This window comes from Bacteriovorax sp. BSW11_IV (genome assembly GCF_000447755.1).
GTDB lineage: Bacteria > Bdellovibrionota > Bacteriovoracia > Bacteriovoracales > Bacteriovoracaceae > BSW11-IV.
On record NZ_AUNE01000050.1, the window covers coordinates 121,838 to 146,722 of the forward strand.

General features: G+C 36.2%; 24 protein-coding genes. 16 read left to right on the plus strand and 8 right to left on the minus strand.

Annotated features, from left to right (window positions below; all coding sequences use genetic code 11):
• Positions 1-108 precede the first annotated feature (108 nt).
• The 4 genes from M899_RS14395 (at position 109) to M899_RS14410 (ending at position 4,960) form a co-directional block, all read left to right on the plus strand.
• Positions 109-2,316 (plus strand): hypothetical protein, encoded by a 2,208-nt coding sequence (locus tag M899_RS14395; protein ID WP_021272192.1) that lies wholly within the window; start codon positions 109-111, stop codon positions 2,314-2,316.
• An 8-nt stretch (positions 2,317-2,324) separates the two neighbouring features.
• Positions 2,325-3,341, plus strand: coding sequence for a GGDEF domain-containing protein (locus M899_RS17985; protein ID WP_021272190.1), 1,017 nt, complete (start codon positions 2,325-2,327; stop codon positions 3,339-3,341).
• Entirely contained in the window at positions 3,341-4,420 is a 1,080-nt protein-coding gene (locus tag M899_RS14405; protein WP_021272118.1) for a metallophosphoesterase, read from the plus strand. Before M899_RS17985 ends, M899_RS14405 begins: the two co-directional genes overlap by 1 nt.
• A gap of 150 nt (positions 4,421-4,570) precedes the next feature.
• Entirely contained in the window at positions 4,571-4,960 is a 390-nt protein-coding gene (locus M899_RS14410; RefSeq protein ID WP_021272187.1) for a response regulator, read from the plus strand.
• Here the strand turns inward: M899_RS14410 and M899_RS14415 are convergent.
• From M899_RS14415 to M899_RS14430, 4 genes are all read right to left on the minus strand, one after another.
• The gene (locus tag M899_RS14415; protein WP_021272201.1) at positions 4,957-5,688 is read right to left on the minus strand and encodes a response regulator transcription factor; all 732 of its coding nucleotides are present in this window, start codon (positions 5,686-5,688) and stop codon (positions 4,957-4,959) included. The two genes, M899_RS14410 and M899_RS14415, sit on opposite strands and share 4 nt — an antisense overlap.
• 5 nt (positions 5,689-5,693) lie before the next feature.
• Positions 5,694-6,383 (minus strand): response regulator, encoded by a 690-nt coding sequence (locus tag M899_RS14420; RefSeq protein ID WP_021272163.1) that lies wholly within the window; start codon positions 6,381-6,383, stop codon positions 5,694-5,696.
• A gap of 1 nt (position 6,384) precedes the next feature.
• Positions 6,385-6,690 carry an Hpt domain-containing protein gene (locus M899_RS14425; RefSeq protein WP_021272242.1) on the minus strand — a complete coding sequence of 102 codons (306 nt, stop codon included), beginning with the start codon at positions 6,688-6,690 and terminating at the stop codon, positions 6,385-6,387.
• Between the two features lie 113 nt (positions 6,691-6,803).
• Positions 6,804-8,165, minus strand: coding sequence for a response regulator (locus M899_RS14430; RefSeq protein ID WP_021272152.1), 1,362 nt, complete (start codon positions 8,163-8,165; stop codon positions 6,804-6,806).
• Positions 8,166-8,394: 229 nt separating this feature from the next.
• On the opposite strand from M899_RS14430, the gene M899_RS14435 reads away from it, so the two are divergent.
• From M899_RS14435 to M899_RS14445, 3 genes are read left to right on the plus strand one after another with little or no spacing between them, the layout of a single operon-like run.
• The gene (locus M899_RS14435) at positions 8,395-9,873 is read left to right on the plus strand and encodes an ATP-binding response regulator (RefSeq protein WP_021272104.1); all 1,479 of its coding nucleotides are present in this window, start codon (positions 8,395-8,397) and stop codon (positions 9,871-9,873) included.
• A 7-nt stretch (positions 9,874-9,880) separates the two neighbouring features.
• Positions 9,881-10,255, plus strand: coding sequence for a response regulator (locus M899_RS14440; protein ID WP_021272199.1), 375 nt, complete (start codon positions 9,881-9,883; stop codon positions 10,253-10,255).
• Positions 10,245-11,321: a response regulator gene (locus tag M899_RS14445; protein WP_021272239.1), complete on the plus strand. Its 1,077-nt coding sequence runs from the start codon at positions 10,245-10,247 to the stop codon at positions 11,319-11,321. Before M899_RS14440 ends, M899_RS14445 begins: the two co-directional genes overlap by 11 nt.
• On the opposite strand, the gene M899_RS14450 is transcribed toward M899_RS14445, so the two are convergent.
• The 3 genes from M899_RS14450 to nadE all read right to left on the minus strand — a co-directional run bounded on the left by M899_RS14450 (position 11,314) and on the right by nadE (position 14,159).
• Positions 11,314-11,700 (minus strand): response regulator, encoded by a 387-nt coding sequence (locus tag M899_RS14450; RefSeq protein WP_021272157.1) that lies wholly within the window; start codon positions 11,698-11,700, stop codon positions 11,314-11,316. The two genes, M899_RS14445 and M899_RS14450, sit on opposite strands and share 8 nt — an antisense overlap.
• Positions 11,701-11,876: 176 nt before the next feature.
• Complete coding sequence (locus M899_RS14455) at positions 11,877-12,386, minus strand: hypothetical protein (RefSeq protein ID WP_021272161.1); 510 nt, start codon at positions 12,384-12,386, stop codon at positions 11,877-11,879.
• Positions 12,387-12,398: 12 nt separating this feature from the next.
• Positions 12,399-14,159, minus strand: a complete 1,761-nt coding sequence (gene nadE / locus M899_RS14460) for an NAD(+) synthase (protein ID WP_021272213.1) — start codon at positions 14,157-14,159, stop codon at positions 12,399-12,401.
• Positions 14,160-14,252: 93 nt separating this feature from the next.
• On the opposite strand from nadE, the gene trmFO reads away from it, so the two are divergent.
• Genes trmFO through M899_RS14480 form a run of 4 tightly spaced genes read left to right on the plus strand, consistent with a single transcriptional unit; the run spans position 14,253 to position 18,631 of the window.
• A complete protein-coding gene (trmFO, locus tag M899_RS14465; RefSeq protein ID WP_021272105.1) occupies positions 14,253-15,617 on the plus strand; it encodes a methylenetetrahydrofolate--tRNA-(uracil(54)-C(5))-methyltransferase (FADH(2)-oxidizing) TrmFO in 1,365 nt (454 codons plus the stop codon).
• Positions 15,614-16,516 (plus strand): DMT family transporter, encoded by a 903-nt coding sequence (locus M899_RS14470; RefSeq protein ID WP_021272205.1) that lies wholly within the window; start codon positions 15,614-15,616, stop codon positions 16,514-16,516. The genes trmFO and M899_RS14470 overlap by 4 nt, the downstream gene beginning before the upstream one ends.
• Before the next feature lie 19 nt (positions 16,517-16,535).
• Positions 16,536-17,540: an NAD-dependent epimerase/dehydratase family protein gene (locus tag M899_RS14475; RefSeq protein ID WP_021272194.1), complete on the plus strand. Its 1,005-nt coding sequence runs from the start codon at positions 16,536-16,538 to the stop codon at positions 17,538-17,540.
• Entirely contained in the window at positions 17,540-18,631 is a 1,092-nt protein-coding gene (locus tag M899_RS14480; RefSeq protein WP_021272235.1) for a hypothetical protein, read from the plus strand. The genes M899_RS14475 and M899_RS14480 overlap by 1 nt, the downstream gene beginning before the upstream one ends.
• On the opposite strand, the gene M899_RS14485 is transcribed toward M899_RS14480, so the two are convergent.
• Positions 18,628-20,439 carry a hypothetical protein gene (locus M899_RS14485; protein ID WP_034729632.1) on the minus strand — a complete coding sequence of 604 codons (1,812 nt, stop codon included), beginning with the start codon at positions 20,437-20,439 and terminating at the stop codon, positions 18,628-18,630. The two genes, M899_RS14480 and M899_RS14485, sit on opposite strands and share 4 nt — an antisense overlap.
• Positions 20,440-20,662: 223 nt before the next feature.
• Between M899_RS14485 and M899_RS14490 the strand changes: the two genes are divergently transcribed.
• Genes M899_RS14490 through M899_RS14510 form a run of 5 tightly spaced genes read left to right on the plus strand, consistent with a single transcriptional unit; the run spans position 20,663 to position 24,884 of the window.
• On the plus strand, positions 20,663-21,685 hold the full coding sequence (locus M899_RS14490) for an amino acid ABC transporter substrate-binding protein (protein WP_021272096.1): 1,023 nt from the start codon (positions 20,663-20,665) through the stop codon (positions 21,683-21,685).
• A gap of 10 nt (positions 21,686-21,695) precedes the next feature.
• A complete protein-coding gene (locus M899_RS14495) occupies positions 21,696-22,853 on the plus strand; it encodes an amino acid ABC transporter permease (protein WP_021272218.1) in 1,158 nt (385 codons plus the stop codon).
• Positions 22,854-23,915 (plus strand): amino acid ABC transporter permease, encoded by a 1,062-nt coding sequence (locus tag M899_RS14500; protein WP_021272159.1) that lies wholly within the window; start codon positions 22,854-22,856, stop codon positions 23,913-23,915.
• Positions 23,912-24,649: an amino acid ABC transporter ATP-binding protein gene (locus M899_RS14505; protein ID WP_021272237.1), complete on the plus strand. Its 738-nt coding sequence runs from the start codon at positions 23,912-23,914 to the stop codon at positions 24,647-24,649. Before M899_RS14500 ends, M899_RS14505 begins: the two co-directional genes overlap by 4 nt.
• Positions 24,650-24,656: 7 nt before the next feature.
• Entirely contained in the window at positions 24,657-24,884 is a 228-nt protein-coding gene (locus M899_RS14510; RefSeq protein WP_021272109.1) for a hypothetical protein, read from the plus strand.
• The last annotated feature ends 1 nt before the right edge of the window (position 24,885 follow it).

Consider the following 24,885-nt stretch of genomic DNA (forward strand, 5'->3'; position numbering starts at 1 on the left):
TATGAAAACCCTTTATTTTTTGAGAGTTTAATCTCTTTGAGTTGGGCGAGGTCTTGAGTTATCATAGAGTTACGCCTTTGAATGAGGTCTGAGGGAGTCTTGAAGCCTATGGCATTGTATTATTTAGGGAGTACGGAAATTTATAAAGAGCTTCAAAGCTGTTGTGACAGCGAGGTTTCCTTATTAACTCCCGACACATTGCCAACAAATATATCAGAACATGGGGTCTTATTTCTAGATGGGGAGCAAGATTTCCCAATTCTGGATGCTGCTTTGCAAGCTGTAGAAGGCAAGAGTGCTATAAAAGTTGTTGTATTATGTGCAGGAGAGCCTGCCCTAAATTTCGACCACACTCTATACCTCCCATTGAAAAAAGATATTGTGAACACTTTGGTTAACGAACTTGAGTCATCAACGTTCAATATCAATGTGAACGATGCCCCTGATATTAAAACAGGCCAGGCGCTTGAGAGAGTGAATGAAATCATCAATGCAGTGTTTGGTGATGAGAGCACTTCAAACGATTTTGAAGATGATTACCAGAGTTTTCATAAAGCAGAGGAAAGTAATATGTCTGAGAATGACAAAGATGAACAACAAGGATTGGAATTTAACATCCCTGATGGAGATGCAACTGGTCACAGTGTAGAGCTCAGTAGTGTTGTGGAAAATGACAATGATCTTGAAATGGATGTCTCGGACGGCGGTCTTACTCTGAGTGAAGATAATAGTGAAAATGAAAGTTTCACAGTTGAGGCCGACAGCAGTAATGACCTTAATTTTGAAATGTCTGAAGGATCATCTCCTGGCATCGCACTTGGTGGGGCCGATGATAATTTTCAATATAATGCTGATATGCCACAAGATAACTCTGACATTGACTTCAATAGAAAAAAAGAAGCAACACCTTCTCCTGTAGAAGAGGAAATAGAAGCACAAGCGTCTGAAGAACTAGAGGAAATGAAGGAAATAGAAGAAGATTTTCTTTCAGAAGAATCAGAGCTAGACGATGCAATGGCCATGGATGCAGACGGGCTAGATGGCCTTGATGCCAGTATGGATGATGATTTATCAAATGATCTTGATGGAGGATTTTCTGATGATCTAGGGGATGACCTTTCTGATGATTTAGATGAATTATCGGCCAGCGATGACTTAATTGATGGTTCAGATGATTTCAATGATGATCTGGGTGATAACCTTGGAGAAATCGAGGAAATTGAATTTGGCGCCTCTGAGCAGATAAATGCTGAGGAATCCATCTCAGATGAGTTTTCTGATGTGGATTTACTCTTTGCTGGTCAAGATGAAGACGAAGAAGATTTGGCCAAAACAAAAGTCGTTTCGACTGGATCACATCAAATTGATGAAGATGAATTGGATAAGACTTTAAATACAATGTTATTTGCGGATAACGGTGATAACGACTCATCATTGGCCGATATGGTTTCTGATCTAGGTAAAGATCTAGATGGGGTTGAAGAACTTGATTTTTCAAGTGTTGAAGAAATCAATGAGCCGACTAAGAGTATTACATCTACTGATGCTGTCTTAGAAAGTGAAATTGAACAAGAAAGAGATGAAGACACAATTCTAGAGTTTTCTGAGATAAAGACAGAAATAGCTGCGCCACCAGTCGCTAATTCTCAAACACAAACTGCTTTTGCGACACCTCAAGTCGCGAGGGAAGAAATTGTAAGTGTTTCTCAATATGCGGAGGATGAACTCCTAAGACTACAGGGAACGATTCGCCAGTTGAGAGAAGAAAGAGAAGAATTTCTAAAAGAAATAGACTCTTTAAAAAGTGAACTGAAACTCAAAGACCAAGATAAAACGACTACTGATGCCGAACTTGATGAATTGAAAATTGAACTCTCAATTTTGAAAAAGCGCCATCTTTCCGAAATGGAAGAGTTGCGTTATCAGTGGCGATTGAGTGAAGAAAAGAAGGATATGTACGAGCAGAGGGCCAAGAATGCTCAAAAAGAGATTGATAGGCTCGCAAGCAAAATTCATATTGATATAAATAAAGTAAAACAAAGAGAAAAAGAACTCGAAAGCCAACTGGAACTCGTCACAATGGATTCTGAATCTAAAGTGAAGAGTAGAGACATGAAGATCTTAGAGCTAAAACGTAAGATTGATGCTCTCGAATTCAATATGGAAAATGTCGCAATCAGAGAGCAGAAGCTTAAAGATGACAAGGTTAAGATTGAAGAAAGATTAGATAAAATTATGAAAACTCTTCGCGGTTCGATCAAACTTCTTGAAGATGATGTTGAATACACAGGTGAAGAGAAAGAACATAAAGAATAGGTATTAAATTGAGTATTGAAGAACTAAGTAAGGACTATAAAAAGCTCTTAGATTTCGTCTGTACTTCAGATGATGTCGACACAGTTAAGAAGTTGTTTGAGCTCTTCGATGGCTTTTTTCAAACAGAATATTTCTGTTCTCCTATGCTCGTTTATTCTGTGAGTATCGAGAGGAAGGTCAGACCCAAAGATTTAAAAAAACATTTCAGAAGTTTTTGGAATAAAGAAAAAGAGGCCATCTTTTATGATTCAGCTGAAATTCAACCCTTGCTTGAAAAGGTGTGGGACTCTTATGATAAGAAGTGGTTCGTAGATCAAAATAACGATCTACAGTACTATGTGATTAAATGCGGAAATACTGAAAAACAAGAATATTTCGGAATTTTTAAATCGAGTAAAAGTATTAATCCCATTGTTTTGGATTATTTATCACAATATCTTGAAACAACTTTTGTAAAACTAAATCGCTATAGCGAAGTTTCTGAATTAAAAAATCTTGTTCATATTGATGATGTGACTGGTCTTTATAATCAGAGGAAATTTTCACTTGATATTGATGAGAGTATCAAACGATATGAAGATGTGAATGAATCTTTCTCAGTTGTATTCATTGATATTGATCATTTCAAAGATGTTAATGATGGTCACGGCCACTTGGTTGGAACCTCTTTATTGCAAGAGGTTGCCAAAATTATTAAGGATTGTACGCGAGATGAGGACCTTTGCTATCGATATGGTGGAGATGAGTTCGTTCTCATTATTCCAAACTCGACACTGACAATATCTCGCATTGTAGGGGAGCGTATCCTCGGGGCCATTGCCAATAAAGAATTTAAAGTTAATGAAGAAGGTCATAAGGGTGAAGGAACATTTCGTCTCACTGTATCTGTAGGGATCGCTAATTTTCCAGAAAATGCAAACTCTCGCACTCAAATTATAAGTATTGCTGACCGTATGATGTATGCGGCCAAGAAATCTGGTCGTGGCAAAGTCTGTGCGGCCAATGATCTTGTAAGTGAGGAGTAATGCTCTATCTTGTTGTTTCAGATCTTCATTTAGGGAAAGGGCGCTACCTCAGAAATGGTCAGCTTAATATCCTAGAAGACTTTTTTGAAGATGATCGTTTTTATGAGTTTTGCGAGTATTATTCAAGCGGACTCAATTACTTATCTTCTATTCATTTGGTATTAAATGGCGATATTCTAAATCTCATTCAAATTGATCATGAAGGTATATTTACACATATCATCGATGCTGAAGTCACAAGTGATTCCCTTAAGAGTATAGGAAAGGGGCATCCAAAGTTTTTTGCGGCATTAAAAGAATTCTTATCAACTCCAAATAAGAAAGTAACATATGTAATCGGTAACCACGATGCAGGAATGGCGTTTCCAGAGGCACAGAAAGTTTTTTGTGATCTTGTGGGACATCATGTAGATTTTACTGAAACATTTGTCAAAGATGGAATTCACATCGAACATGGCCATCGCTTTGAGGCCATTAATACAGTTCCTCCTAAGGACTTTTTTGTGAAAGGTCCAAATGGTAAATCTATTTTAAATTTACCGTGGGGAAGTTTATTTTGTATTTCAGTATTACCAGTGTTGAAAAAAGAACGCCCCTATATAGATAAGGTTCGTCCAATGAGCTCTTATGTGAAGTGGTGCTTATTGCATGATTTTACTTTTTTTTGGAAGTTGGTGATCACTGTTCTTCGCTACTTAATCTCCACTAGTTTTGATAGCTATACAAAGCAAAACAGAAACTTCAAAACGACTTTGCGAGTCTTGAAGCAAATTACTATATATCCTCGTTATGAGAAACAAGCGAAGAGGATTTTTAAGCGCAATAGTTCTATTCATACTGTAATCATGGGGCATACCCATCTTCAAGAATGGCGACGCTTTCCCGAAGGAAAGTTCTACTTTAATACAGGAACATGGAATGCGATTCCTTCAATTGATGCAGCTCTGCATATGAATACAGTTCAATTAAGTTATTGTACAATTGAAGTTCACCCGAAATCTGGAACATTGATTGAGGCATCGATTAATGTTTGGAAAGGTAAGTGGAAGCCCTATATATCAGAGATTGCGACTTCATAGTACTTATCGGCAACATTTGTTGCCAAATGCCTTATCTAATGTTCATTTTAACATTCCATATTTCAGACAATTAGATTCTCTCTTTTTGGTCAATCTTAAAACTTTATACAAATTCTAAATGCTTTATACTGAGATTAAGGGAGATGAATTATGAGTGAAAATAAAAGGCCCAATATTCTCGTTATAGATGATTCCTCAGACATGCTTGATCTTATGAACCACTACCTTACAAAAGGCGAAATCGGTGAATATCAGCTTTTTAGCAACGAATATCATGCCCTCAATTATCTTGTTAAAGAAAAGGTTGATCTCGTAATTATCGATGTGTTTTTAGATTCTATTACTGGATTTCAGGTTGGAAAAATCTTGAGAAATCTTCTACAGGTAAATGTTCCCATTATCTATATATCTTCTCACAATAATTGCTTGAAAGAGTTTTATCAACAAGATCAACGCAATTCATATTTTATGAATAAGCCCTTTGATCAAAATACTTTTTTAGGTGTTGTGAAAAATATGATGGACCCGAAGGCCGCCTAGAGTTTATGGAGGTCTTCTTCCGTCATTGGGGCCACTTTTAAAAGTAGCTTTCTAACATTTCTAATGACAGCACTGTGCTCATCAGGATCAAATTCAATTTCTATAAGAAAGCCGTTTTGTCTTTTATCAATGGTTACGTCTTTTACGACAAATTTAACAGCTCCTTGAGGCGATATAATATTCGCGAGGGCGCCTTCTAGAATGATTAATGTCTCTTTTGCCATTAGGGCGCTACTAAAGAGAGTCATACCCGTTTCACTTATTCTTTTGACTTTTAAAGGCACATGAAATTCAAAGTCATTATCGCCCTTAGGAACAGAGTAGAAGGCCAATTCCTCTTCTGGATTGATCTCCTGACCAAGAAAGAGTTTGATTTTAGAAAAGAGGATAACTTCATCTAGAGGTTTTGTGATGTAATCATTCGCACCATCTTCAAGCCCTTTAATAATATCTTCATGGTTATTTCTACGGGACATAATAATGATAATAAGTTCTGGCCCCATCTTTTTGCGAACTGTTTCGATGATTTTATAACCGAAACCATTTTTACCATTGAGGTTAAGATCAACTAGAATAAGATTCGGTTTGAAGGTCACCAGTTCTTTGAGAAAGCTCTCAGTATTATCCGTACAACGGATATCGTAGTTGTTTAGCTTGAACTTTGTTTCAAGGTACTTATTGATATCTTCATCATCATCAATTACAAGTACTTTCTTTTTTTGATACATTGCCCTTATGCCTTTTTCGTTTTGACCTTTCTGATGGCCACCATATCTTTATCACTGAGACCAATGAACTGAACTCTAGTTTCATACAAACCTGGCGTAATGGAAACACTAGGAAAAAAGATTGTGAACTGCGCGTGTTTAATGTTATGTTTTACAAAGAAAGATGAACTACATTCTAACTTGTGAGGGAGATTGAATTTGATTTTTGAAACAAATTTGAATGAAAGCTCATTCACCTTAGACATTTGACCAAAGCATTTTGCCTTAACATGTAAATTTTCTTGTCCTTCAGGGATGATATAATTTGGAAAATTAAGTTGGGCTTGTAACTTCTTCATTAAAGTTACGAGCTGATTATTTGTAACAGGTTTTACAAGATAACCATGTACGCCATAAGCTTTAGAATTAGCGATATCTTTTTTGGCAGTACTCGCACTAACCATGATAACTTTTATTCTTTGATAGGGGTCTAATTGTTTTAATTTTTCGAGAAGAACAAAACCTTTTTCTTCGTCTAGATTAATATCAAGAAGGATGAGGTGAGGGACAACCTTTTCAACAAGGTTAGCAGCGTCAGTTGTATTTGTGGCCTCAAAAACTTCGTGGCCCATATTTTCTAGGAGCTTTCTAAAAAAGACTCTTAAATCAGGATCGTCATCTACAATAAGAATAGACTTACTTTTACTCGTTGCCATGTTACTCCATTTCTACGAATACGACCTCAACGTTTTTCAAATGTGTTTCAATCTTATTGATAAGCTCTACACATTCTTCAAATTTTCCATCCATGGCCTTTAGCTCTAATTCCTTTGCCATTTTACCAAGCTCATCGAAACCATACCCACCTGAACTTCCAGCAACTTTGTGCCCAATTTTTTCGATTGTTTTCAAATCAGATTCATCCACTGCACGATGAAGTTCAACTAAATCCTTAGACCTATTTTCTAAAAAACCAGGAACGATATCTTGTAGGTCCACATCTATTTCGATCTTAATGGCCATATGAGCTTCTCCTTAATTCTTTAATTCTAAATAATTATAACCCATTATCGTGCAAAAAACGCTTTCACCTTAATTTAATTATTTCTTATTTATTTAGAGTCAAACCGCTACAATCAGGTATTCTTCTTCACTAGGGTTACGCGATCCAAGGCCCATGTGGCCTTTTCAAAGTTGGAGGTATGGTAGATTGCCTTAATTTTGGCCAAAATTTTAGGGATATCTTCATTGTTAAAATCAGACTTGTAGATTTCAACCACAAAGGTATGGGCAACACAGAAGATACTAAGAAGTATATTCGCTCTTTCTAAACCAATGGCCGGAGGGAAGGGATACTTTTCTTGACCAAGGTGATGATGCTTTTGAATATTGGCAAGATCACTTACGACATCATTATTCAAACTTATTTTTTCAAATAGATAATGATGACTTTCTAATTCATTTAATTGATCTTTATTCAGTGTTTGAAGCTCTTCTGGATACAGGTCATGAAGTTTACAAATTTTTGGATCTGTAATGGCAATATCATGAAGTAGTGAGATGAGTGATAGTTTTTTGATAATGCCACTATCCAGATTGAGTTCATTACAAATAGCGGTCGTAAAACAAGTGGCCAAAAATGTATGATCATAAGAATAGTCATGTGAGCGGACAATCTTGTCTAATAAAGGTTTAAGGGCCTCATCTTTTGAGACTTCACTCAGTACCTGTTCACTCATTCGAGAAGCAAGATTTAAAGTATAGTTAGTCACGCCTAATGACTTAATCATACTGCCTAATATTTCATGGTTTTTCTTGGCCGCAGTTATAAAGTCATCATCTTTATGAGGCATGGCCAAAAAAGATATTTCAGATAATTCTTCAAGAAAATTATCATAGTCTTCGTTTTTAATATAAAGATGGGAAACACCTTTTGTGTGATACTTTTCTATTGTACTTTTTGTATAAGGCTCATTGGCATTGATTATTTTGACAAATTTTTCATCCGCTAATTTTATATGAACATCGCAGTGAGAAAGGGAGTGTCGCATAAAATGATAGAAACGAACGGCCTTAAATTGAGATTGCTTTTCATTTTCTAGATCATTATAGGAGTGGCATATCTCTTGTATTTTTTTCTGCCAATCCTTAGGCCTTGTGATCTTATTCATATAGTAGAATTTTGAAGATTTTACATATTGAATAAATGGAATATCTTCTTGTGTTCTTGAAGTGAAAAGAACAAAAGGTATATCAATTTTTTTACTCATTAAATATTCGTAGACTTCTTGGCCTGTACCCTGAGGAGGCATATCGTAATCGCAAATAATGAGTGAATAACTGTTTTGATTTTCTTCTAAAAAATTGATCGCATCTTTTGGACCCTGGGCCTTGTCGATGGAGTTTGGACCATACATATTTTCAATGATGACTCCAAACAATTCGAGAATTGAGATGTCATCATCTATGAATAAAATTTTGTGGTTTTTAGTTTCCAATTAACAAATCCTTTAAACGCTTATCGGCAACTTTTCCTCAAGATTATAAGCTTTAATCTTAATTTTTTATCAAGTGATAAAGATATTTTAAGTATTTGAAATCTGGAGGTTAATTTAAGTTTAATTCCTCAATTTCTCTGGAGAAAAACCGAAAAGACAATAAATATTATTAATTTCTGACAGTTTTTATTGAGAATATTTTTAAAATAAATAAAGGCCAACTATTACGATGAATATACTTTTAATCAGTGATCAATTGAATTTAGCAAATATGCTCAGAGAGCAGCTGAGTTCGCATGATTATAATCTGATTATAAAAACAGAGTCGGATTTTCTCAGTTCAGATCCAAGCGATGACATTAGCTTAATTCTAGTTCATGAAGAAGCATCATCTCAGTGTTTTAAATTAATTGCTAAGATAAATGAACTTTACCGCAAGGGTAGAAAGAAAGCTGATAAGAAACCTATTTTTTTTCTCACAAAAAAAGAATCGTTAGAAAATCGCATTAGAGCGCTTAATAGCGGAGCTTCTGAGATTGTTGAGCTTTCATTAAGTGGACAACTTGTCTTAAAAATAGATTCCCATCTAAGACCTGGTATGATTTGGCGTGGACTAAAAGTCCTAGTTGTTGAGGATGAAAAGATGACTTCGAAGTTCATTCGCCATCTTCTCGAAAGCAAAGGGGCCAGTGTAGAAGTTTTCTCTGATGGGGCCATGGCCTATTCTTATATAAAAGAAAATATGGATGTTGATCTTATTTTAACTGATCATATGATGCCTTCGATGACAGGAATTGATTTCATTAAGAAAATTAGAAATGAATTAGGAATGAAAAACGTCTCAGTTATTTTCATATCTTCAATTCAAGATGAAATGGAAATTTTAAGTTTTTATAAGGCCGGTGGAAACGACTATATTTCTAAGCCTATTATCAAAGAAGAGTTCTTTGTTAAAGTTGGTCAAATTGTTAACGTGAGAAAGTATGCCTTAATGCTTAAAGAACAAGTGAAAAAGTTGGAAGAGATGGATAAGTTAAAAGATCATCTCATTGCAGTTTGTTCTCACGACTTGCGTGGACCATTAAATGTGGTTCTTGGTCTGTCAAACGTTATGAGTGAAGATGAAGATAATTCAGATGATGTCAGAGAAATGTCTTCCCAAATTTATACATCATCCACTCAATTATTAAATATGGTAAATGATCTTCTCGACTTGAGTGAAGTTCAAATGCAAAAAGAGAAGATGAGAGTCACTAAAGTAAATCTTTGTTTACTTTTAAATGATATTCTAAAAAAGAATGAAGTAACGAATACTAAAAATATTAAAATTAAATTGAATTCTATTGAAGAAAGTATTTTTATCCTTGGAAATGAGTCATTGTTAACGAGATTATTTCAAAATCTCCTCAGTAATGCATATAAGTTTACTGGTCGCGATGGGAAAATTGTAATTAGAGTTCTTAAGAAAGGTGAAAAAGTACAAGTTGATATTGAAGATAATGGAATTGGGATGCCCAAAGAATTTTTAGACAAAATTTTTGAATCTATGTCTGGTATCGGTAGACAAGGGACCGAAGGTGAAAAGAGTACAGGTATAGGGATGAGTATCGTCAAAGAAATTGCAGATAATCACGGTGCAAGAGTCGAAGTGAAAAGTGAAGTTGGTGTTGGAACTGTATTTAGTGTCATTTTTAATGATGTGAAGTGAGGATGAGATGCAGATAGTTTTTATAGATGATGCTGTTGATAATTTAAAACTTTTTAAAATATATACTAAAGCTCTTTCTCATGAATGCCATTTCTTTTCTAATCCAGAAGAAGGTCTACAGGCATTAAAAGATTTGGAAGTAGACTTATGCTTTGTTGATATTCAAATGCCTGGATTGGATGGCAAAGAATTAATAAAGAAATATTTTGATTTTTGCGAAACTCACAATAAAAAAAGAGCGATCTCTTGTGCACTAACTGGGACAACTGTCGATTCGGAAGTTGAACAAATATTAAATGCTGGTTTTGACCGTCATATTATAAAGCCGATTTTAAAAAAACAGATCATAGAGCTCATTGAAGGAATATCAAGTGAACAATAAACTGGTTAAGACTCAAGAAGAATTTTTAAAAAACCTTCCTAAAAGAATGATGAGAATAGAGGAACTTCTTGATTTAGATACTTTGAAGTCTAAAAGAGAACTCAGAACGGCCTTTGATGATCTTATTTCTTTGTCAGGTAGTATGGGGTTTCAATTTATTTATGAGGCCGCTTTAAGAGTCAGGGAAATTATCACAGATAGCTTCTATGAAAAGACTCATATAATGCCAATTCTGTCTTTGGTAAAAGATTATTATAAAAATTTACCCCATGAACATAAGGATTTAGTTGAGGCATTGAAATCTTTAGATATTGGTCACAAATTGCAAGTTCTTATTGTTGAGTCAAATCAAATAACAGCATTTCATTTGAAGAAGATACTGTCTTCAAGTGAAATCAGTGTCACAATAAGTGATAACGGATTAGATGCCTTCCAAAAAATCGTAGAAAAATATTATGACCTAGTGATTACAGGAATCAATGTCGGAGATCTCGATGGAGTCTCACTTATTGGGGCCATTAAATCACTGCGTAAACATGATAAATACACAAAGACTATGCTTATTGGTCCAGAAGAATTTCAAGCTCTACCTCTTTCGTGTGTACCAGATTCAATTGTCTTCACAGATGAGAACTTTTCCCATGCTATCGTCGAAAATATTGAAGTGTTATTTGAAACAAAGTTTGAACCACTTAAAGACTGCACTATTTACTTTCTCGATGATGATATGGATACATTAAATTTAATCGAGACTTCTTTTTCAAAAATGGATAATTTTAAAATAGCCTTATGCCATAGTTCTGATGAACTTTTCAAAAAAATGAGAGCGAGTAAACCATCGCTTGTTGTTCTAGACTTGATGATTGGAAATGAAAGTGGCCTAGATGTTTATCAAGGTATTCGTAAAGAGTTTGGAGTAGAGGTTCCAATTGTTTTTATATCAGCTAGAGAAGAAGATTTTAAAGGGCAAGAAATTTCAAAAACTGATGCACTCGGTTGGATAGGTAAACCGTTTTCTCCAAAGAGTCTTGCAAATGATATTTTGAAATTACTTGAAATTAAATAGAATAGATCTTTTTGATTTTTTCTTTTAACAAAGCAAAGTCAACTGGCTTTGTAATATACTCAAGAGCACCTAGCTCCATTGCTAAGTTTTGTCTGTCTTGATCTGTATAGGCCGATGACATAAATATAGGAAGATCTGGTTTAAACTCTTTTAATTCTTTTAAAAGTTCAAATCCACTAAGACCAGGCATGTTGATATCAGAAATAACGAGTGTGATATCCTTGATGGCATCATTCTTTATTTTTTCGAGAGCATCTTCACCAGATAAACTAAAATAGAGCTCATATTGCTCTGATGATATTTCTCTGCGAAACATCCTATCATAAAGAAGTTTGATTGACTCTTCATCATCTACAATCAAAATCCTCTTTGTTGTCATTGAATTTCCTTCTGCAAAAACTAACTTCCATTAATAATAGCACAAGTTAATTTCCCAGCTATATTTTTTAACTGTAGGGGAGAAAATGTTGCGTATTTCTAAAGAAATATTTAATTTAACTGAGGAAGTACCTAGGATTTTATTCCCCTTCACATGAATGCGAAGGGGGAGAGGTGCTATTTTTTTCTGGCAGCGCCCTTAGAATTAACTTTTTGAATAGTATTATGGGGTTTTTTTGCCGAGATCTTTTTAGTGACTTTTTTAGTCACTTTATTCGTTTTTTTAATGATCTTTTTAGCTGTTTTAGTCGCACTAGATTTTTCAACAGTTGCCTTGGCCTTTTGGGCCCCTTTTTTAAGAGCACCTTTTGAAATTCTTCCTTCTACTTTTGCTTGAAGTTTTGTGAGCTCCTCAAGGTGATTGTTCACAAACTCTTTGGCCTTTTTAATTTCTTCTTGAATTGTTTTTTCTAGAAGTTCTTCAATGTGTTTTTTCTCATCGATGATTTTATGTTTTAGGAGTTCAACATCTTTATCAACCATGAGTTTGATATCTTTTTCAGTCTTAACCACAAAGGACTTAAAAGTTTTTTGAATGTCTTTAAGGTCATTGTTTTTAAGGGCCTTTTCTGCTTGTTTCTTTAGACCTTGAATTCCTTTAATTAGCTCTTTTAAATCTTTACTCATAAAGTACTCCTATTAGAACTTTTTACAAATTGGGTTTCTGTATCCAAAACCAAAACTCTTCGCTTTCAACTTGATGATCGGGCAGAATTGATATCGCTTGTATTCTGCAATGTTGTAAAGGCGATAGACTTTTGTCACTTCATCGGTTGAAAAACCTTTTTGGATAAGATCTTTCGGACCTAAACGATAAGAAAGTAGTCCCTCAAGCATGGCATCCAATCTTTCATATGAAGGTAGGGAATGAGCATCCTCTTGATTTTCTCTTAACTCAGCACTTGGTGGCCTATCAATGATCCCCTCTGGAATGATATTTCCAAATTTCTTATTGATAAAACGAGCAAGGGCAAAGACTTCAGTTTTATACAGATCTCCGAGCATACTAATCGCCCCAACTGAGTCTCCGTATAAAGTCGAGTAACCCACTGAGAGTTCAGATTTGTTCGACGTATTTATAACCATGGCCCCAGTTTGATTAGATCTTGCATATAACAGATTGCCTCTTAAACGACTCTGGATATTTTCATCAGCAAGACCAACCATTTCTGTTCCAAATGTTTCTTTAAAAAGATTTCGAGTGTTGCTATGGAGAAATTTTATTGGAAGATTATAAAGCTTTATCCCAAGGTTTTTGCATAAATCTCTCGAGAGTTCATAACTGAGAGTTGCAGAGAAAAAACCTGGCATATAAACAGCTTCGATATTTTGATCTTCTTCTTTGATAAGGCGTAAAATGGCCAAAACAAGGGCCGAATCAATTCCGCCAGACAGGGCCACAAGAAAATGCTTCATTCCACATTTTCTTGCATAATCTTGAATTCCAAGTTTAATAGCATGAAGAGTTTTCTCTAATTCAAAATCACTAAGAGAAACTAACTTTGGTAATTCTCCTGAGAAGTCCAGCGAAGGCGCAAAGAGTTCTTCCCATGAGTTTTTCATTTCTTTATTGCTTTCGGCCTTTTTTTCATTCCATGCGATATTTTCAAGCTCAAAAGATAAGAGGTCTTTTTCAAACATTTTTGCACGAATAAGAACATTGTTACCAATGAGAACAAAGCTTGAGCCATCAAAGAGAATCTCATCCTCTGCCCCAACTTTATTGACATAGACAAAAGGACATTTAAAGCGACTTGAAATATCGCTTGCTCTTTTGACTCTAGAATCCTCTTTTTGAAGATTGAACGGAGAAGAACTTAGATTGATAATAACATCGAGTGCGATTTTATTATCGTTACAATCTTCTTCAAGTTCATCTAGTGGGTTAACACTATGGTGGCTTGAGTACCACATATCCTCGCAAATAAGCAGACCAATATTTTTATCAAAGGCCTTGTAGAGTGAAGTTCTTTGACCTGGCGTATAGTATTTTTTCTCATCAAAAATATCATAATTTGGGAGGAGCTTTTTAGTATAGATATCTGTGAAGCTTCCTTTTTTAAGTTCATAAATGACGTTTTCAATGGTCAAAGGGAGGCCTTGTGCATCAAAACTATACTTAAGACCACCAATGAGAAAAACGACAGAATCATTGGCCAAAACTTGGGCCAAGGCCGCTACTTTTTCCATAAATTCTGTGTAGCGCTCAATAAAGCTTCTTTCCAGACAGAGGTCTTGCAAAGGGTAACCCGTCAGGAACGTTTCTGGGAATGTGTGAAGTTGTTGATTTTGTTGATCTTTTTGATCTTTAATGGCCATCGAAACGGCGTTTTCAAGGTATGAATAAATCGCCTCAAAATCGGCCATTGTATGGTGGGTTTGGTGCATATATATTTGCATGAATGCGTCCTAGAATGTAGATTCCACTATAAGTTTTTGAGTAATTTATCATAGATTAATCTATTTGGCATTTGTCAAAATAAGGGCAGTGAAATGAGTAAAAAAGTATTAGTTATTGGCGCCGGACTCGCGGGCAGTGAAGCGGCATTATTCCTTGCGAAAAAAGGAGTTCAAGTCGTTTTATTAGAGTGTAAAAGCTTTAAGCCAACTGAGGCCCAAAAACTGAAGACTTGCGCGGAGCTTGTTTGTACAAATTCACTTAAGTCTATGGACCCTAATTCTGGTCACGGTCTTTTGAAGTATGAAATGAAAAAGATGGGATCAATTGTTCTAGGTGTTGGTGAAGAGACTGCTGTACCTGCTGGGGATGCTCTTGCTGTAGATAGAGAGAAATTTTCAGAACGTATAACTCAAATCCTAAAAGATGAACCAAATATTGAGTTTATTGAAAAAGAGGGGAGCGACCCTATTGCTCTTCAAAACGAATATGGTTGTGATTATACGATCGTGGCCACTGGACCTTTAACAACCGACACTCTTGAAAAGTGGATATTAAACAATCTTAGTAAAGATGATCTTTATTTCTATGATGCTATTGCACCAGTTGTTGATGCTGAGAGTTTGGATTATTCAAAACTTTATTTTAAAGATCGCCACAAAGAAGTGAGTGAAGAAGAGGGGATAGAGGCCGATTATCTCAATGCTCCAATGAATAAAGAACAGTATGAATCTTTTATTGCTGCGCTTGTTGAAGCTGAAAAAGTTCCAGCTAAAAATTTTGAAGATTATAAGTTTTTTGAATCTTGTTTACCTGTAGATATTATGGCCGAAAGAGGGATTGAGACAGCTCGCTTTAGCTGTATGAAGCCGATCGGTTTAGAAATGCGCGATGGTAAAATGCCATATGCCTGTGTTCAGCTTCGTCGTGAAAACCTTATGGGGTCGGCCTTTAATCTTGTCGGTTTCCAAACGAGACTAACTTATAAAGAACAAGTTCGCGTGTTCAGAATGATTCCAGGACTTGAAAATGCAAGTTTCATTCACTTGGGTTCTGTTCATAGAAATACTTTCTTACACGCTAAGAAACTTTTAAATTTTGATATGAGCTCAAAAGAGCTGCCAAGTGTTCACTTTGCCGGTCAGATCAGTGGCGTTGAAGGCTATACTGAAAGTGCTTCGATGGGTCTTTATGTGGCCTACCAAGTCTATAGAAAAATTCTTGGCCATGCCCCTGTTGAATTTCCTGTTGAAACGGGAATGGGTGCACTTGTAAATTATGTAATGACTGCAGATAGACCAAGCCCTTCAAATATTAACTTTGGTCTACTTCCCACAGTTGCTCTTACAAAAGAGCAAAGAAAAATGAGAAAAGATAAGAAAAAGATCAAAAAAGAGCTGGCCGCAACGAGGGCCCGTGAATCTTTTGATCAATTCGAGAGCGAGAACTTCAATATATGAAAGGTGTTATATTTATATTCACGGCCTGTATCTTATGGGCCATTGATACCCTAATTCGCTATCCTCTTCTTTGGGGAGGAGTAAGTGCGGAGAGTATCGTATTCACTGAACATATAATTCTTACTTTAATTTTCTCTTATGCTCTTTACCACTCTCGTAGAAAATTTCTTGGACTTAAACTAAAGGGCGTTTTTTACTTCTTTGTCATCGGTGGACTTGGGTCTGCCTTGGGGACGTTGGCCTTTACTAAGGCCTTTGGTATTTTAAATCCTTCACTCGTCATACTTTTACAAAAATTCCAACCTATCGTCGCCATCGTCTTTGCCTACATCTTTTTGAAGGAAAAATTTAAGCCTGAATATTTTGCTTGGGCCTTTTTATGCTTAGTCGGTGCTGGACTCATCTCATACCAAGATATCGCTACAGGACTTTCTGGTATGGATTGGAGCTGGCATGGACTTGTTACAAGCTCAACAGTCTTAGGATATTTTTATACATTAGTCGCTGTTGTGAGTTGGGGATCTAGTACTGTATTTGGGAAAAAACTCTCTCTTCAAGGTTTCAATACCACTGAAATTATGGCCGGTCGCTTCTTTATGGGGTTCCTATGCCTTTTGCCCGTTGGGCTAACTGTTACAGGTGGTCAAATTCCGCAAGGGGAAGTCTTGGGTAAAATTTTGGCAATGGTTGTCATTTCAGGTCTGCTTGGAATGTACTTTTATTATAACGGGCTTAAAAAAATTCCTGCCAGGCTTTGTGCTTTAGCGGAAATGTTTTTTCCTTTTTGCGCTGTCGCAATCAATTGGATTTTTTTAGGTAAAGAGCTTACTTTAATGCAACTTCTCGGTGGTGCATTGTTACTTTTAGGCTCAACTGTGATACAAATTAAACACTACTAAAATAAAGAATGAGGATGAAATGTCTGAAATAATTATTGATCCAAAAAGAAGAGTTGAACTACCTGCAACAATGGAAGGGAAGACTGTATTAATTGCTGGAGCTGCTGGTTTTGTACCATCAAACGTTGCTGAGTTTTATTTGAAGCTTGGAGCAAAAGTTATTGGTCTTGATAATTTCATTACAGGAAGCCGCATTAACGTGACTCTTCTTTCTAAGTACGAGAAGTTTGAATTTCATGAGTGTAATGTTTATGAATCGCTTCCAGATTTTTCTAATACAAAAATTGATTATATTCTCTCTCTTGCTTCACCAGCATCGCCAATTGACTTTGCAAAGATTCCTCTTGAAATTATGAGAGTAAATTCAGAGGGGACAATGAAGCTTCTTGAATTGGCCAAAGAAAAAGGGGCACGCTTTTTGGAAGCCTCAACAAGTGAAGTCTACGGTGATCCAGAAATCCACCCACAAAAAGAAGATTATGTTGGACACGTAAATCCAATTGGCCCACGCTCTTGTTATGATGAAGCAAAGAGATTTGCAGAGGCCATGACTATGAGCTACCACCGCAAATATGGTGTAGATACGCGAATCATTCGTATTTTTAACACTTATGGGCCACGCATGCGTCCAAATGATGGAAGGGTTATTCCAAATTTCATTAATCAGGCCCTTAAAAATGAAGACCTAACTGTTTACGGCGATGGAACTCAAACTAGATCATTCTGTTTTGTTTCTGACCTTGTAAACGCTATTCATAATGTTCTATTCAGTTTTGATCCAACACCATTTAATATTGGAAATCCTGATGAGTACACTGTGATTGATACGGCCAGATTTATTATTGATGCTCTTGGAAGTAAGTCAAAGATTGTTCATTTACCACTTCCAAAAGATGACCCAAAAAGAAGAAGACCTGTACTTGATAAGCTACAGGCCATCTCAGATTATAAGCCTCAAGTTTCTTTTAAAGATGGTATTGAGAAAACTGCAAAATATTTTCAAGAACACGGAATGGATTATTAGTGAAAGTAGTAGTTAGTTGTGATGAACTTTTAAAACGTGATCATTTAACAGAAGTCGTTGAGGCCGTCCTCGAACTCTACGATGAAGCGGAAATCTATACGCTAGTTCATAGACCAAAGGCGATTCTTGGACCAATTGAACTTAGAAAAATTCACTCTACTTTTTTATCACATAAAGTTAAAAGTAGTGCGGACCTTCATAACTTCTCATACTTAATCCCTTCCGCAGCAAAGAATCTTTTTATTCCATGCTCTGTGGATCTTGTTATTAATATTTCAAGTGGATTATCTCAGGGAATTAAGACTTGTGAAAAAACGAAAGTCGTAACTTATCTTTATAACGACGCTTTTTTAAATTCTCCAAAATCTTGGTTAGAAAAAATCTTTTCAAGTTATTTGAAATCTTATTTTAAAAAATCTCTGAAAAACGTAGATGTTCTCTATGTGAGTAATGACTCTCTTCTTGAGAAAGTTTCGCGCTTTAGAGCAGATGCAACAGTCTTGGAACCGCCATTTAAAATTAATGATTGGCAAATTATCCCGTCTCCCGTTTTTACTTATGACCACTTCTGTATCAATGCCAATGGCCTTGATGTGGCCATGGCAAAAAAACTGAAAGATTATCTTGTGTCTGAATCAATTAAGTTTAAATTCTTTGGTGATGACGAACACTTGGCCCAGATTAAAAATGGACCTGAAGATATTCATTTCTTTGGCGATCGCTGTTCAGGTGAGCTAGCGCCATTATTGTCAGGAAGTGCTGCTATTATAGATTTAAGCGATGGATTTTTTCCAGAAGCTTCTTTAAAGGGTTTAGGAACGGGAAGACCTGTTATTGCACTAGATAGCGCGAGCAATCGTTCGTACCTAAGTGGAGAGGGTGTCTTCTTCACAACTAAAGATGAATCAAAAATCTTTTCTTTAATTAAAGATCTATTGAAAGACCCGAAGCGTTTTGATAGCAAAAAACTACGTGCAGTGGCCGTTAATTATCACGAGATTAAATTTAAGGCCGAACTTAAAAGAAGACTTGATCGTATCGTGGGTGAGTCTACACCAAGAGCGCATCATGAAAAAGAGAATTGCTGTTAGTAGCCAATTCTCTTTTCTAGTCTGATTAAATTGTAGCGATTAGAGATTACTTTGAAGATTGAGGCCTCGGGCTTTCTGATAATATCTTCATTTTTAATCTCAATATCGTCTTCGTTTAATTTTTCCGAATCATTTAGTGTATTTGATGCCATATCGGATTGAGAATCACTGTCAGTTTTTAGGTCAGTAGTACTCAGTAGATTTTTTCTAAGAGCATCAATATCAATGGCCTCTATCGCATTTTGTACTTTGGGATTTTGACTATTTGCCACTGAAGTACCTGTTTTCTTCGCTGATTCAAGTGTTTTTTCAAGTCCATCTTGTAAGAAATTATTTACGTCCATATTGCTCTCATCATAGCGAGTAGCAATAGCGCGCTCAAGTGGTGACATACTATTGACGGCCTTTTCAAATTGCTTGAAGTCTGGCTCGTCACTAATTTCACTTTCACCTCTAAGTTTTCTTTGTTCATTAACTTGTTTCAAAACAAATTTTTTCATCCCCATGGCCATAGCTAAATTGGCCTCTAGCTTCTCTGTGTTGAGTTCTGAAAGGTCTGTGTTACCAGATGCCAGCTGATTAGCATTATTAACAACACTTGAGAAATTTGATGACTTTAAGTAGTCTGTTCCCATTTGTCCAAGTGACTTCACGACACTTTGATCAACTTTGAAACATGAGTTGGTTTCTTTACATGTACATGATAGGTCTTCGTTTCCACTTTTAGATAAGCAAACACGCCCTGAACTCTTGTCTTCATCTGAATTAACAACTTGTTCCTTTCTATCTTCTAGGGCCTTATTTTCAGGTGTTAATTTTTGATATTTGATGGCCTCATTTTCATTACCTTTGGCAAGTTCTGAACCTGATGGAGGAATGGCCATGCCACCTTTAAGTAGAGCATCTTCAAATCTTTTAAGTATTTTTTCGACAGCACTTCTTCTTGAGGCATAATCACTTTTCATTTTTTTTGCTTTCATCATTTCATTCATTTCTAGCGCTGTTCCCACTGCAAGTGCACCAATATTTAGAATAGAACAAGCTGTGAAAGTGTAAGGAAAGGTTGCGGCCTCAACAGCTGCAATGGCCGTTGCTGTAGCGTATAGAGTTGTGACAATCATATGTTTTTTATATTTATTATCAGCGATCTCTTCCATGTCCTTCAGCGCTTGGATCATCAGTCTAAAGACTCGAATTTGAATCTCTACGCTCATTCCATTCGTTTCCATTTGTGCAACGAGTTTTTTGTATTCTTTTTGATGCTTCTCCATTTTCTTTTTTGCCTGCATGTGGTTCCAAATAGAGGCCACAACAGAAATACCAGCGCCAATATAAGCAACTCTTGGAGAACTCGGAGATGGGGCAGGACAGATCGTTGAGAAAACCACGGCACCTATTAAACCAGCTGCAATAGTTTTAACGGCCTCGCCACCTTCAGTAACTTTGAATTCTTCACTTTTAATTTTATGTTCATCAGATTTGATTTCTTGACCAATTGATTTTAATTCGGCCTTACAATTTGTTTGGTCTGCGACATTGCGAGCATTGTTACAGTTTTCATATTTCTGATTAAAAAGGTCGTTATCTTTTTTCGTAGTACATGTGTCCATGACACAGTTCCACTTTCTACCATTTGACCCTTCACATTTGTCTACTTGTGCTCGTTTTTCTTCACGACAAGAATTTAATTCAGAGAAATTTGAATTCATTGTGCTTGTTGATTGGGCCCATATTGGGTTCATCAACAATACTTGTATAAGTAGTAAATGGGTGAGTGTTTTTACAAATTGTCTCATTTGTGGGGCCATTTCCTTTTTGTCTTAAGTACTATAGTGACTTATCGATCTCTTAGGGAAAAGACTTAGCTTAAATCTATTGTAATTTTAGATAGATGGAGTAAAAAAGGGTTGTGAATGACCGCCTATTTATGTAGGCAATTACTTTTATTTTATGGGGCCGGAATATCCTGCCATATTCAAACAATTACCGCTATTTGCCCTATAATTTAATGGTTATCAGAAAGGAGAATAAATGAACAGAAGATGGTTGGCCAAGTCGGCCTTAGTAGTTATGAGTGCTTTTGTGGGTGCAAACTCTTTTGCGGGATCTCAACTAGATCAAATCAAAAAGCGCGATCATCTTAATTGTGGGGTTTCAACTGGTCTTGCAGGTTTCTCTGCTCCAGATAGCAAAGGAAATTGGGTCGGTTTTGATGCTGATATTTGTCGTGCTGTGGCCGCAGCAATTCTTGGTGATGCTAGAAAAGTTAAATTTGTTCCCCTTAGTGGTCAACAGAGATTTGTTGCCGTTCAAACGGGAACAGTAGATATACTCTCTCGTGTCACTAGTAAAACTTTGACTCGTGATGCAGGAATTGGCCTACGTTTCGGACCCGTTGTTTTTTATGATGGTCAAACTTTTATGGTTAGAAAGAATCTAAATCTAAAAAGTGCGAAAGAACTTGAAGGGGCCAGTATTTGTACCCAACAAGGAACAACTTCAGAGCTTAATATGACCGATTTTTTTAGAACACATAAGATGAAGTTTAAGCCAATCGTTTTTGAAAACTATAATGAAAGTATTCAGGCCTACTTCAAGGGTCGTTGTGATGGATATACTAACGACAGCTCTGGCCTTGCTTCTGCAAGAGCTCAGTCTGGAGGGATTTCAGCTCACGTTATCTTACCTGAGAGAATTTCAAAAGAGCCTCTTGCTCCTGCCATTAAGCTTGGTGATGACGATCTCTATAATATTATGACTTGGAGTATTTACGCTTTAATTGAAGCTGAAGAATTAGGGATCAAAACGGCGAATGTTGACCAAATGAAAAAAAGTAGTGACTTAAATGTTCAACGCTTTCTTGGAATTAAAGATGGTAACGGTAAGGCACTAGGTTTAAATGAAAATTGGGCCGAGACAATTATTAAGCAAGTTGGTAATTACGGAGAAATTTTTGAAAGAAACTTAGGTCAAAATTCTTCATTGAAATTAGACCGTGGTCTAAACGATTTATGGACAAATAAAGGATTAATGTACGCACCACCATTAAGATAAGGATGTCTCATTGGAAAAGAAAAATGTACTCAACGATCCAAAGGTAAGATCGCTATTTTTTCAAGTTGTTATTTTCCTCACAGTTTTAATTCTGGGAGTAGGACTTTTTAAAGAAACACAATTGAACTTGGAGAAACAAAATATAGCGAGTGGCTTTGATTTCCTAAAGAAAGAAGCTGGCTTTGAAATTGGAGAGTCCTTAATTGAGTATTTGCCCAGTGATTCATACGCAAAGGCCCTCATCGTAGGGCTCATTAATACACTAAAAGTTGCTGTTATCGGAAATGTCTTAGCGGTTTTTCTTGGAATCATTCTCGGGATCGCTAGGCTTTCTAAAAACTTCCTCATTTCGTCGTTTACGAAATCTTATATTGAAATTATTAGAAATACGCCTCTACTATTACAATTATTTCTTTGGTATGCGATCATCACAGAAAGTTTTCCTAGTGTTAAGGCCGCCCATAATTTTTTTGATCTTATCTATATCTGTAATCGTGGTTTCTTTTTTCCTTCAATTGTTGGAAACAGTGGATTGACTATGATTCTTATCGGACTTGCTATTGCTCTAGTGGGCTCATTTGTGAGTGCTTATTTTTCAAAGAAAAAGCAAGAAAGAACAGGACAGCAATATCCGGTTCTTGCTATTAACATCGCACTTTTTATTCTTGTTCCAACGCTATTGTACTTTTTCTTTGGAGAGAGTCTACAATTTGATCTTCCTGAATTGGCCGGTTTTAATTTCAGAGGTGGAATGAGCTTTTCTCCTGAATTTTCAGCACTACTTTTAGGGCTAGTCTTTTATACAAGTGCTTTTAATGCTGAAATTGTTCGTGCAGGAATTCAATCAGTAGATCACGGACAATGGGAAGCGGCCGCTTCTTTGGCCTTAAGCCCGTATAGAACAATGAAGCTTGTTATTTTACCTCAGGCAATGCGAGTCATTATACCACCTTTAACTTCACAGATTTTAAATTTAACGAAGAACAGTTCATTGGCGGTGGCCATTGGCTTTCCTGATTTTGTTTCTGTGGCCAATACAACAATGAATCAAACTGGTCAGGCCATTGAGGCCGTGGCGCTTATTATGCTTTGTTATTTAGTTATTAGCTTATCAACAAGCTTTGTAATGAATTCTTATAACAAGGCAAAAGCATTGAGGGAGAGATAGATGAAGAATTTCTCAATCCTAAAATTAACAAAATGGTCAAAGAAAAACCTATTCAATGGCCCGGTAAATTCCGTTATATCAATTTTTGTTCTCGCATTGATATGGAAAGTTTTTGAAGCTCTATTACATTGGCTTTTCTTTGATGCTGTATGGTTTGGTGATGCCAATTCTTGTCGAGAGGCCTCTGGGGCATGCATGAGTTTTGTAATCCATAAGGCACGCTTTATTCTTTTTGGTTTTTATCCAGATGATCAGCTATGGCGTCCTATCCTCATGATTCTCTCTTTGATTGGACTTAGTTTCTATTCAATGCCAACAAGAAGATGGTCGCGAAAACTTTTTATTACATGGACTTGCTACTTTGTATTCGTCTTTGTTCTAATTCGTGGTGGTTTCTTTGGACTTGAACACGTTGATACATCGAAATGGGGAGGTCTGCCTCTAACATTAATTCTCTCTGTCGTTGGGATAATTGCCAGCTATCCGCTGGGAATTATTTTGGCGTTAGGAAGAAGATCTGATATGCCACTTATTAAGTCTCTGTGCGTAGGCTATATTGAGCTTATTCGTGGTGTTCCAATGATTTCTCTTCTTTTTATGAGCTCGGTGATGTTCCCCTTGTTTTTGCCTGAGGGGCTGCAAATTGAAAAGCTTCTTCGTGCACAGATCGCTATCATCATGTTTGTTTCAGCTTATATGGCAGAAGTTATTAGGGCCGGTTTACAGGCCATAGATAAAGGTCAATATGAAGCTGCAGCTTCTTTGGGATTAAACTATTTTCAAACAATGAGATTTATTATTTTACCTCAGGCATTAAAAATCGTAATCCCACCGACTGTAAACACTTCGATTGGTTTATTTAAAGATACATCTCTTGTTGTGATAATAGCTCTTTTTGATCTATTGAGTGGCGCCAAATCTTCTATTCAAGATGGAGAGTGGTTGGGTTTCAGTGTTGAGGCCTATCTCTTTGCTGGCGTAATTTACTTTATTTTTTGCTATTCAATGTCTCGATATTCACAAAATTTAGAAAAAGAATTTAACACAGGATACAACAGATGAGTGAGAACATTATTGAAATCAAAAATCTCAACAAATGGTATGATGATTTCCATGTGCTTAAAGATATAAATCTGACAGTGAAAAAAGGTGAGAAGATCGTTGTTTGTGGACCTTCTGGTTCTGGAAAGTCGACGATGATCAGATGTATTAACCGTCTAGAGGCCCACCAAAAAGGTGAGATCTATGTCGGAGGTACTAAACTTACTGAAAACTTGAAAAACATAGAGGAAGTGAGAAAAGATGTTGGAATGGTTTTCCAACATTTTAATTTATTTCCCCATCTTACAATTCTTGAAAATTTAACACTGGCCCCTCGTTTTGTTTTAAATCATTCTAAAGAAGAGGCCAATAGAAAAGCGATGGAATACCTTGAGCGCGTTCAAATTGCCTCACAGGCACACAAATATCCAGGTCAACTTTCAGGTGGTCAAAAACAGCGTGTAGCTATTGCGCGCAGTCTTTGTATGGAACCAAAAATTATGCTTTTTGATGAACCAACCTCTGCACTAGATCCAGAGATGGTTAAAGAAGTATTAGAAGTTATGACAGAGCTTGCTAAGGAAGGAATGACGATGATTTGCGTAACTCACGAAATGGGGTTTGCAAAACTTGTTGCGGATAGAGTGATTTTTATGGATGCTGGAAAAATCCTTGAAGAAAATAGTCCTGAAGAATTTTTTGCATCTCCAAAGCACGAGAGAACGAAAGAATTCTTATCACAAATTTTACACTGAGGTTTCTATGAAAAAGATTTTTACTTTTTTAATAGTTTTTTCTTTTATATCACCAGTACTTGCTACGCAAAAGCTATCGAAAAAGGCCATTCATGCCAAAATTCTTGAATTAGAAAAGAGTGGTATTTTAGATAAGGAAAGTGCCCAGAAGGCCTATAAAAAACTAGAGGCCATGACTGAAGAAGAGCTGCTAAAGTTAGAGGAAGCGGCCCATAAAGTGATTAATAAAAAATAAC

What these genes read in the sequence shown, in the direction of transcription:
- M899_RS14415 (WP_021272201.1), bottom strand. Translation starts at nt 5,688, where the DNA reads ATGTATCAAAAAAAGAAAGTACTTGTAATTGATGATGATGAAGATATC.
- M899_RS14500 (WP_021272159.1), top strand. Translation starts at nt 22,854, where the DNA reads ATGAAGAATTTCTCAATCCTAAAATTAACAAAATGGTCAAAGAAAAAC.
- M899_RS14450 (WP_021272157.1), bottom strand. Translation starts at nt 11,700, where the DNA reads ATGACAACAAAGAGGATTTTGATTGTAGATGATGAAGAGTCAATCAAA.
- M899_RS14420 (WP_021272163.1), bottom strand. Translation starts at nt 6,383, where the DNA reads ATGGCAACGAGTAAAAGTAAGTCTATTCTTATTGTAGATGACGATCCT.
- M899_RS14395 (WP_021272192.1), top strand. Translation starts at nt 109, where the DNA reads ATGGCATTGTATTATTTAGGGAGTACGGAAATTTATAAAGAGCTTCAA.
- M899_RS14435 (WP_021272104.1), top strand. Translation starts at nt 8,395, where the DNA reads ATGAATATACTTTTAATCAGTGATCAATTGAATTTAGCAAATATGCTC.
- M899_RS14505 (WP_021272237.1), top strand. Translation starts at nt 23,912, where the DNA reads ATGAGTGAGAACATTATTGAAATCAAAAATCTCAACAAATGGTATGAT.
- M899_RS14410 (WP_021272187.1), top strand. Translation starts at nt 4,571, where the DNA reads ATGAGTGAAAATAAAAGGCCCAATATTCTCGTTATAGATGATTCCTCA.
- nadE (WP_021272213.1), bottom strand. Translation starts at nt 14,159, where the DNA reads ATGCAAATATATATGCACCAAACCCACCATACAATGGCCGATTTTGAG.
- M899_RS14510 (WP_021272109.1), top strand. Translation starts at nt 24,657, where the DNA reads ATGAAAAAGATTTTTACTTTTTTAATAGTTTTTTCTTTTATATCACCA.
- M899_RS14485 (WP_034729632.1), bottom strand. Translation starts at nt 20,439, where the DNA reads ATGGCCCCACAAATGAGACAATTTGTAAAAACACTCACCCATTTACTA.
- M899_RS14440 (WP_021272199.1), top strand. Translation starts at nt 9,881, where the DNA reads ATGCAGATAGTTTTTATAGATGATGCTGTTGATAATTTAAAACTTTTT.
- M899_RS14425 (WP_021272242.1), bottom strand. Translation starts at nt 6,690, where the DNA reads ATGGCCATTAAGATCGAAATAGATGTGGACCTACAAGATATCGTTCCT.
- trmFO (WP_021272105.1), top strand. Translation starts at nt 14,253, where the DNA reads ATGAGTAAAAAAGTATTAGTTATTGGCGCCGGACTCGCGGGCAGTGAA.
- M899_RS14455 (WP_021272161.1), bottom strand. Translation starts at nt 12,386, where the DNA reads ATGAGTAAAGATTTAAAAGAGCTAATTAAAGGAATTCAAGGTCTAAAG.
- M899_RS14470 (WP_021272205.1), top strand. Translation starts at nt 15,614, where the DNA reads ATGAAAGGTGTTATATTTATATTCACGGCCTGTATCTTATGGGCCATT.
- M899_RS14490 (WP_021272096.1), top strand. Translation starts at nt 20,663, where the DNA reads ATGAACAGAAGATGGTTGGCCAAGTCGGCCTTAGTAGTTATGAGTGCT.
- M899_RS14475 (WP_021272194.1), top strand. Translation starts at nt 16,536, where the DNA reads ATGTCTGAAATAATTATTGATCCAAAAAGAAGAGTTGAACTACCTGCA.
- M899_RS14405 (WP_021272118.1), top strand. Translation starts at nt 3,341, where the DNA reads ATGCTCTATCTTGTTGTTTCAGATCTTCATTTAGGGAAAGGGCGCTAC.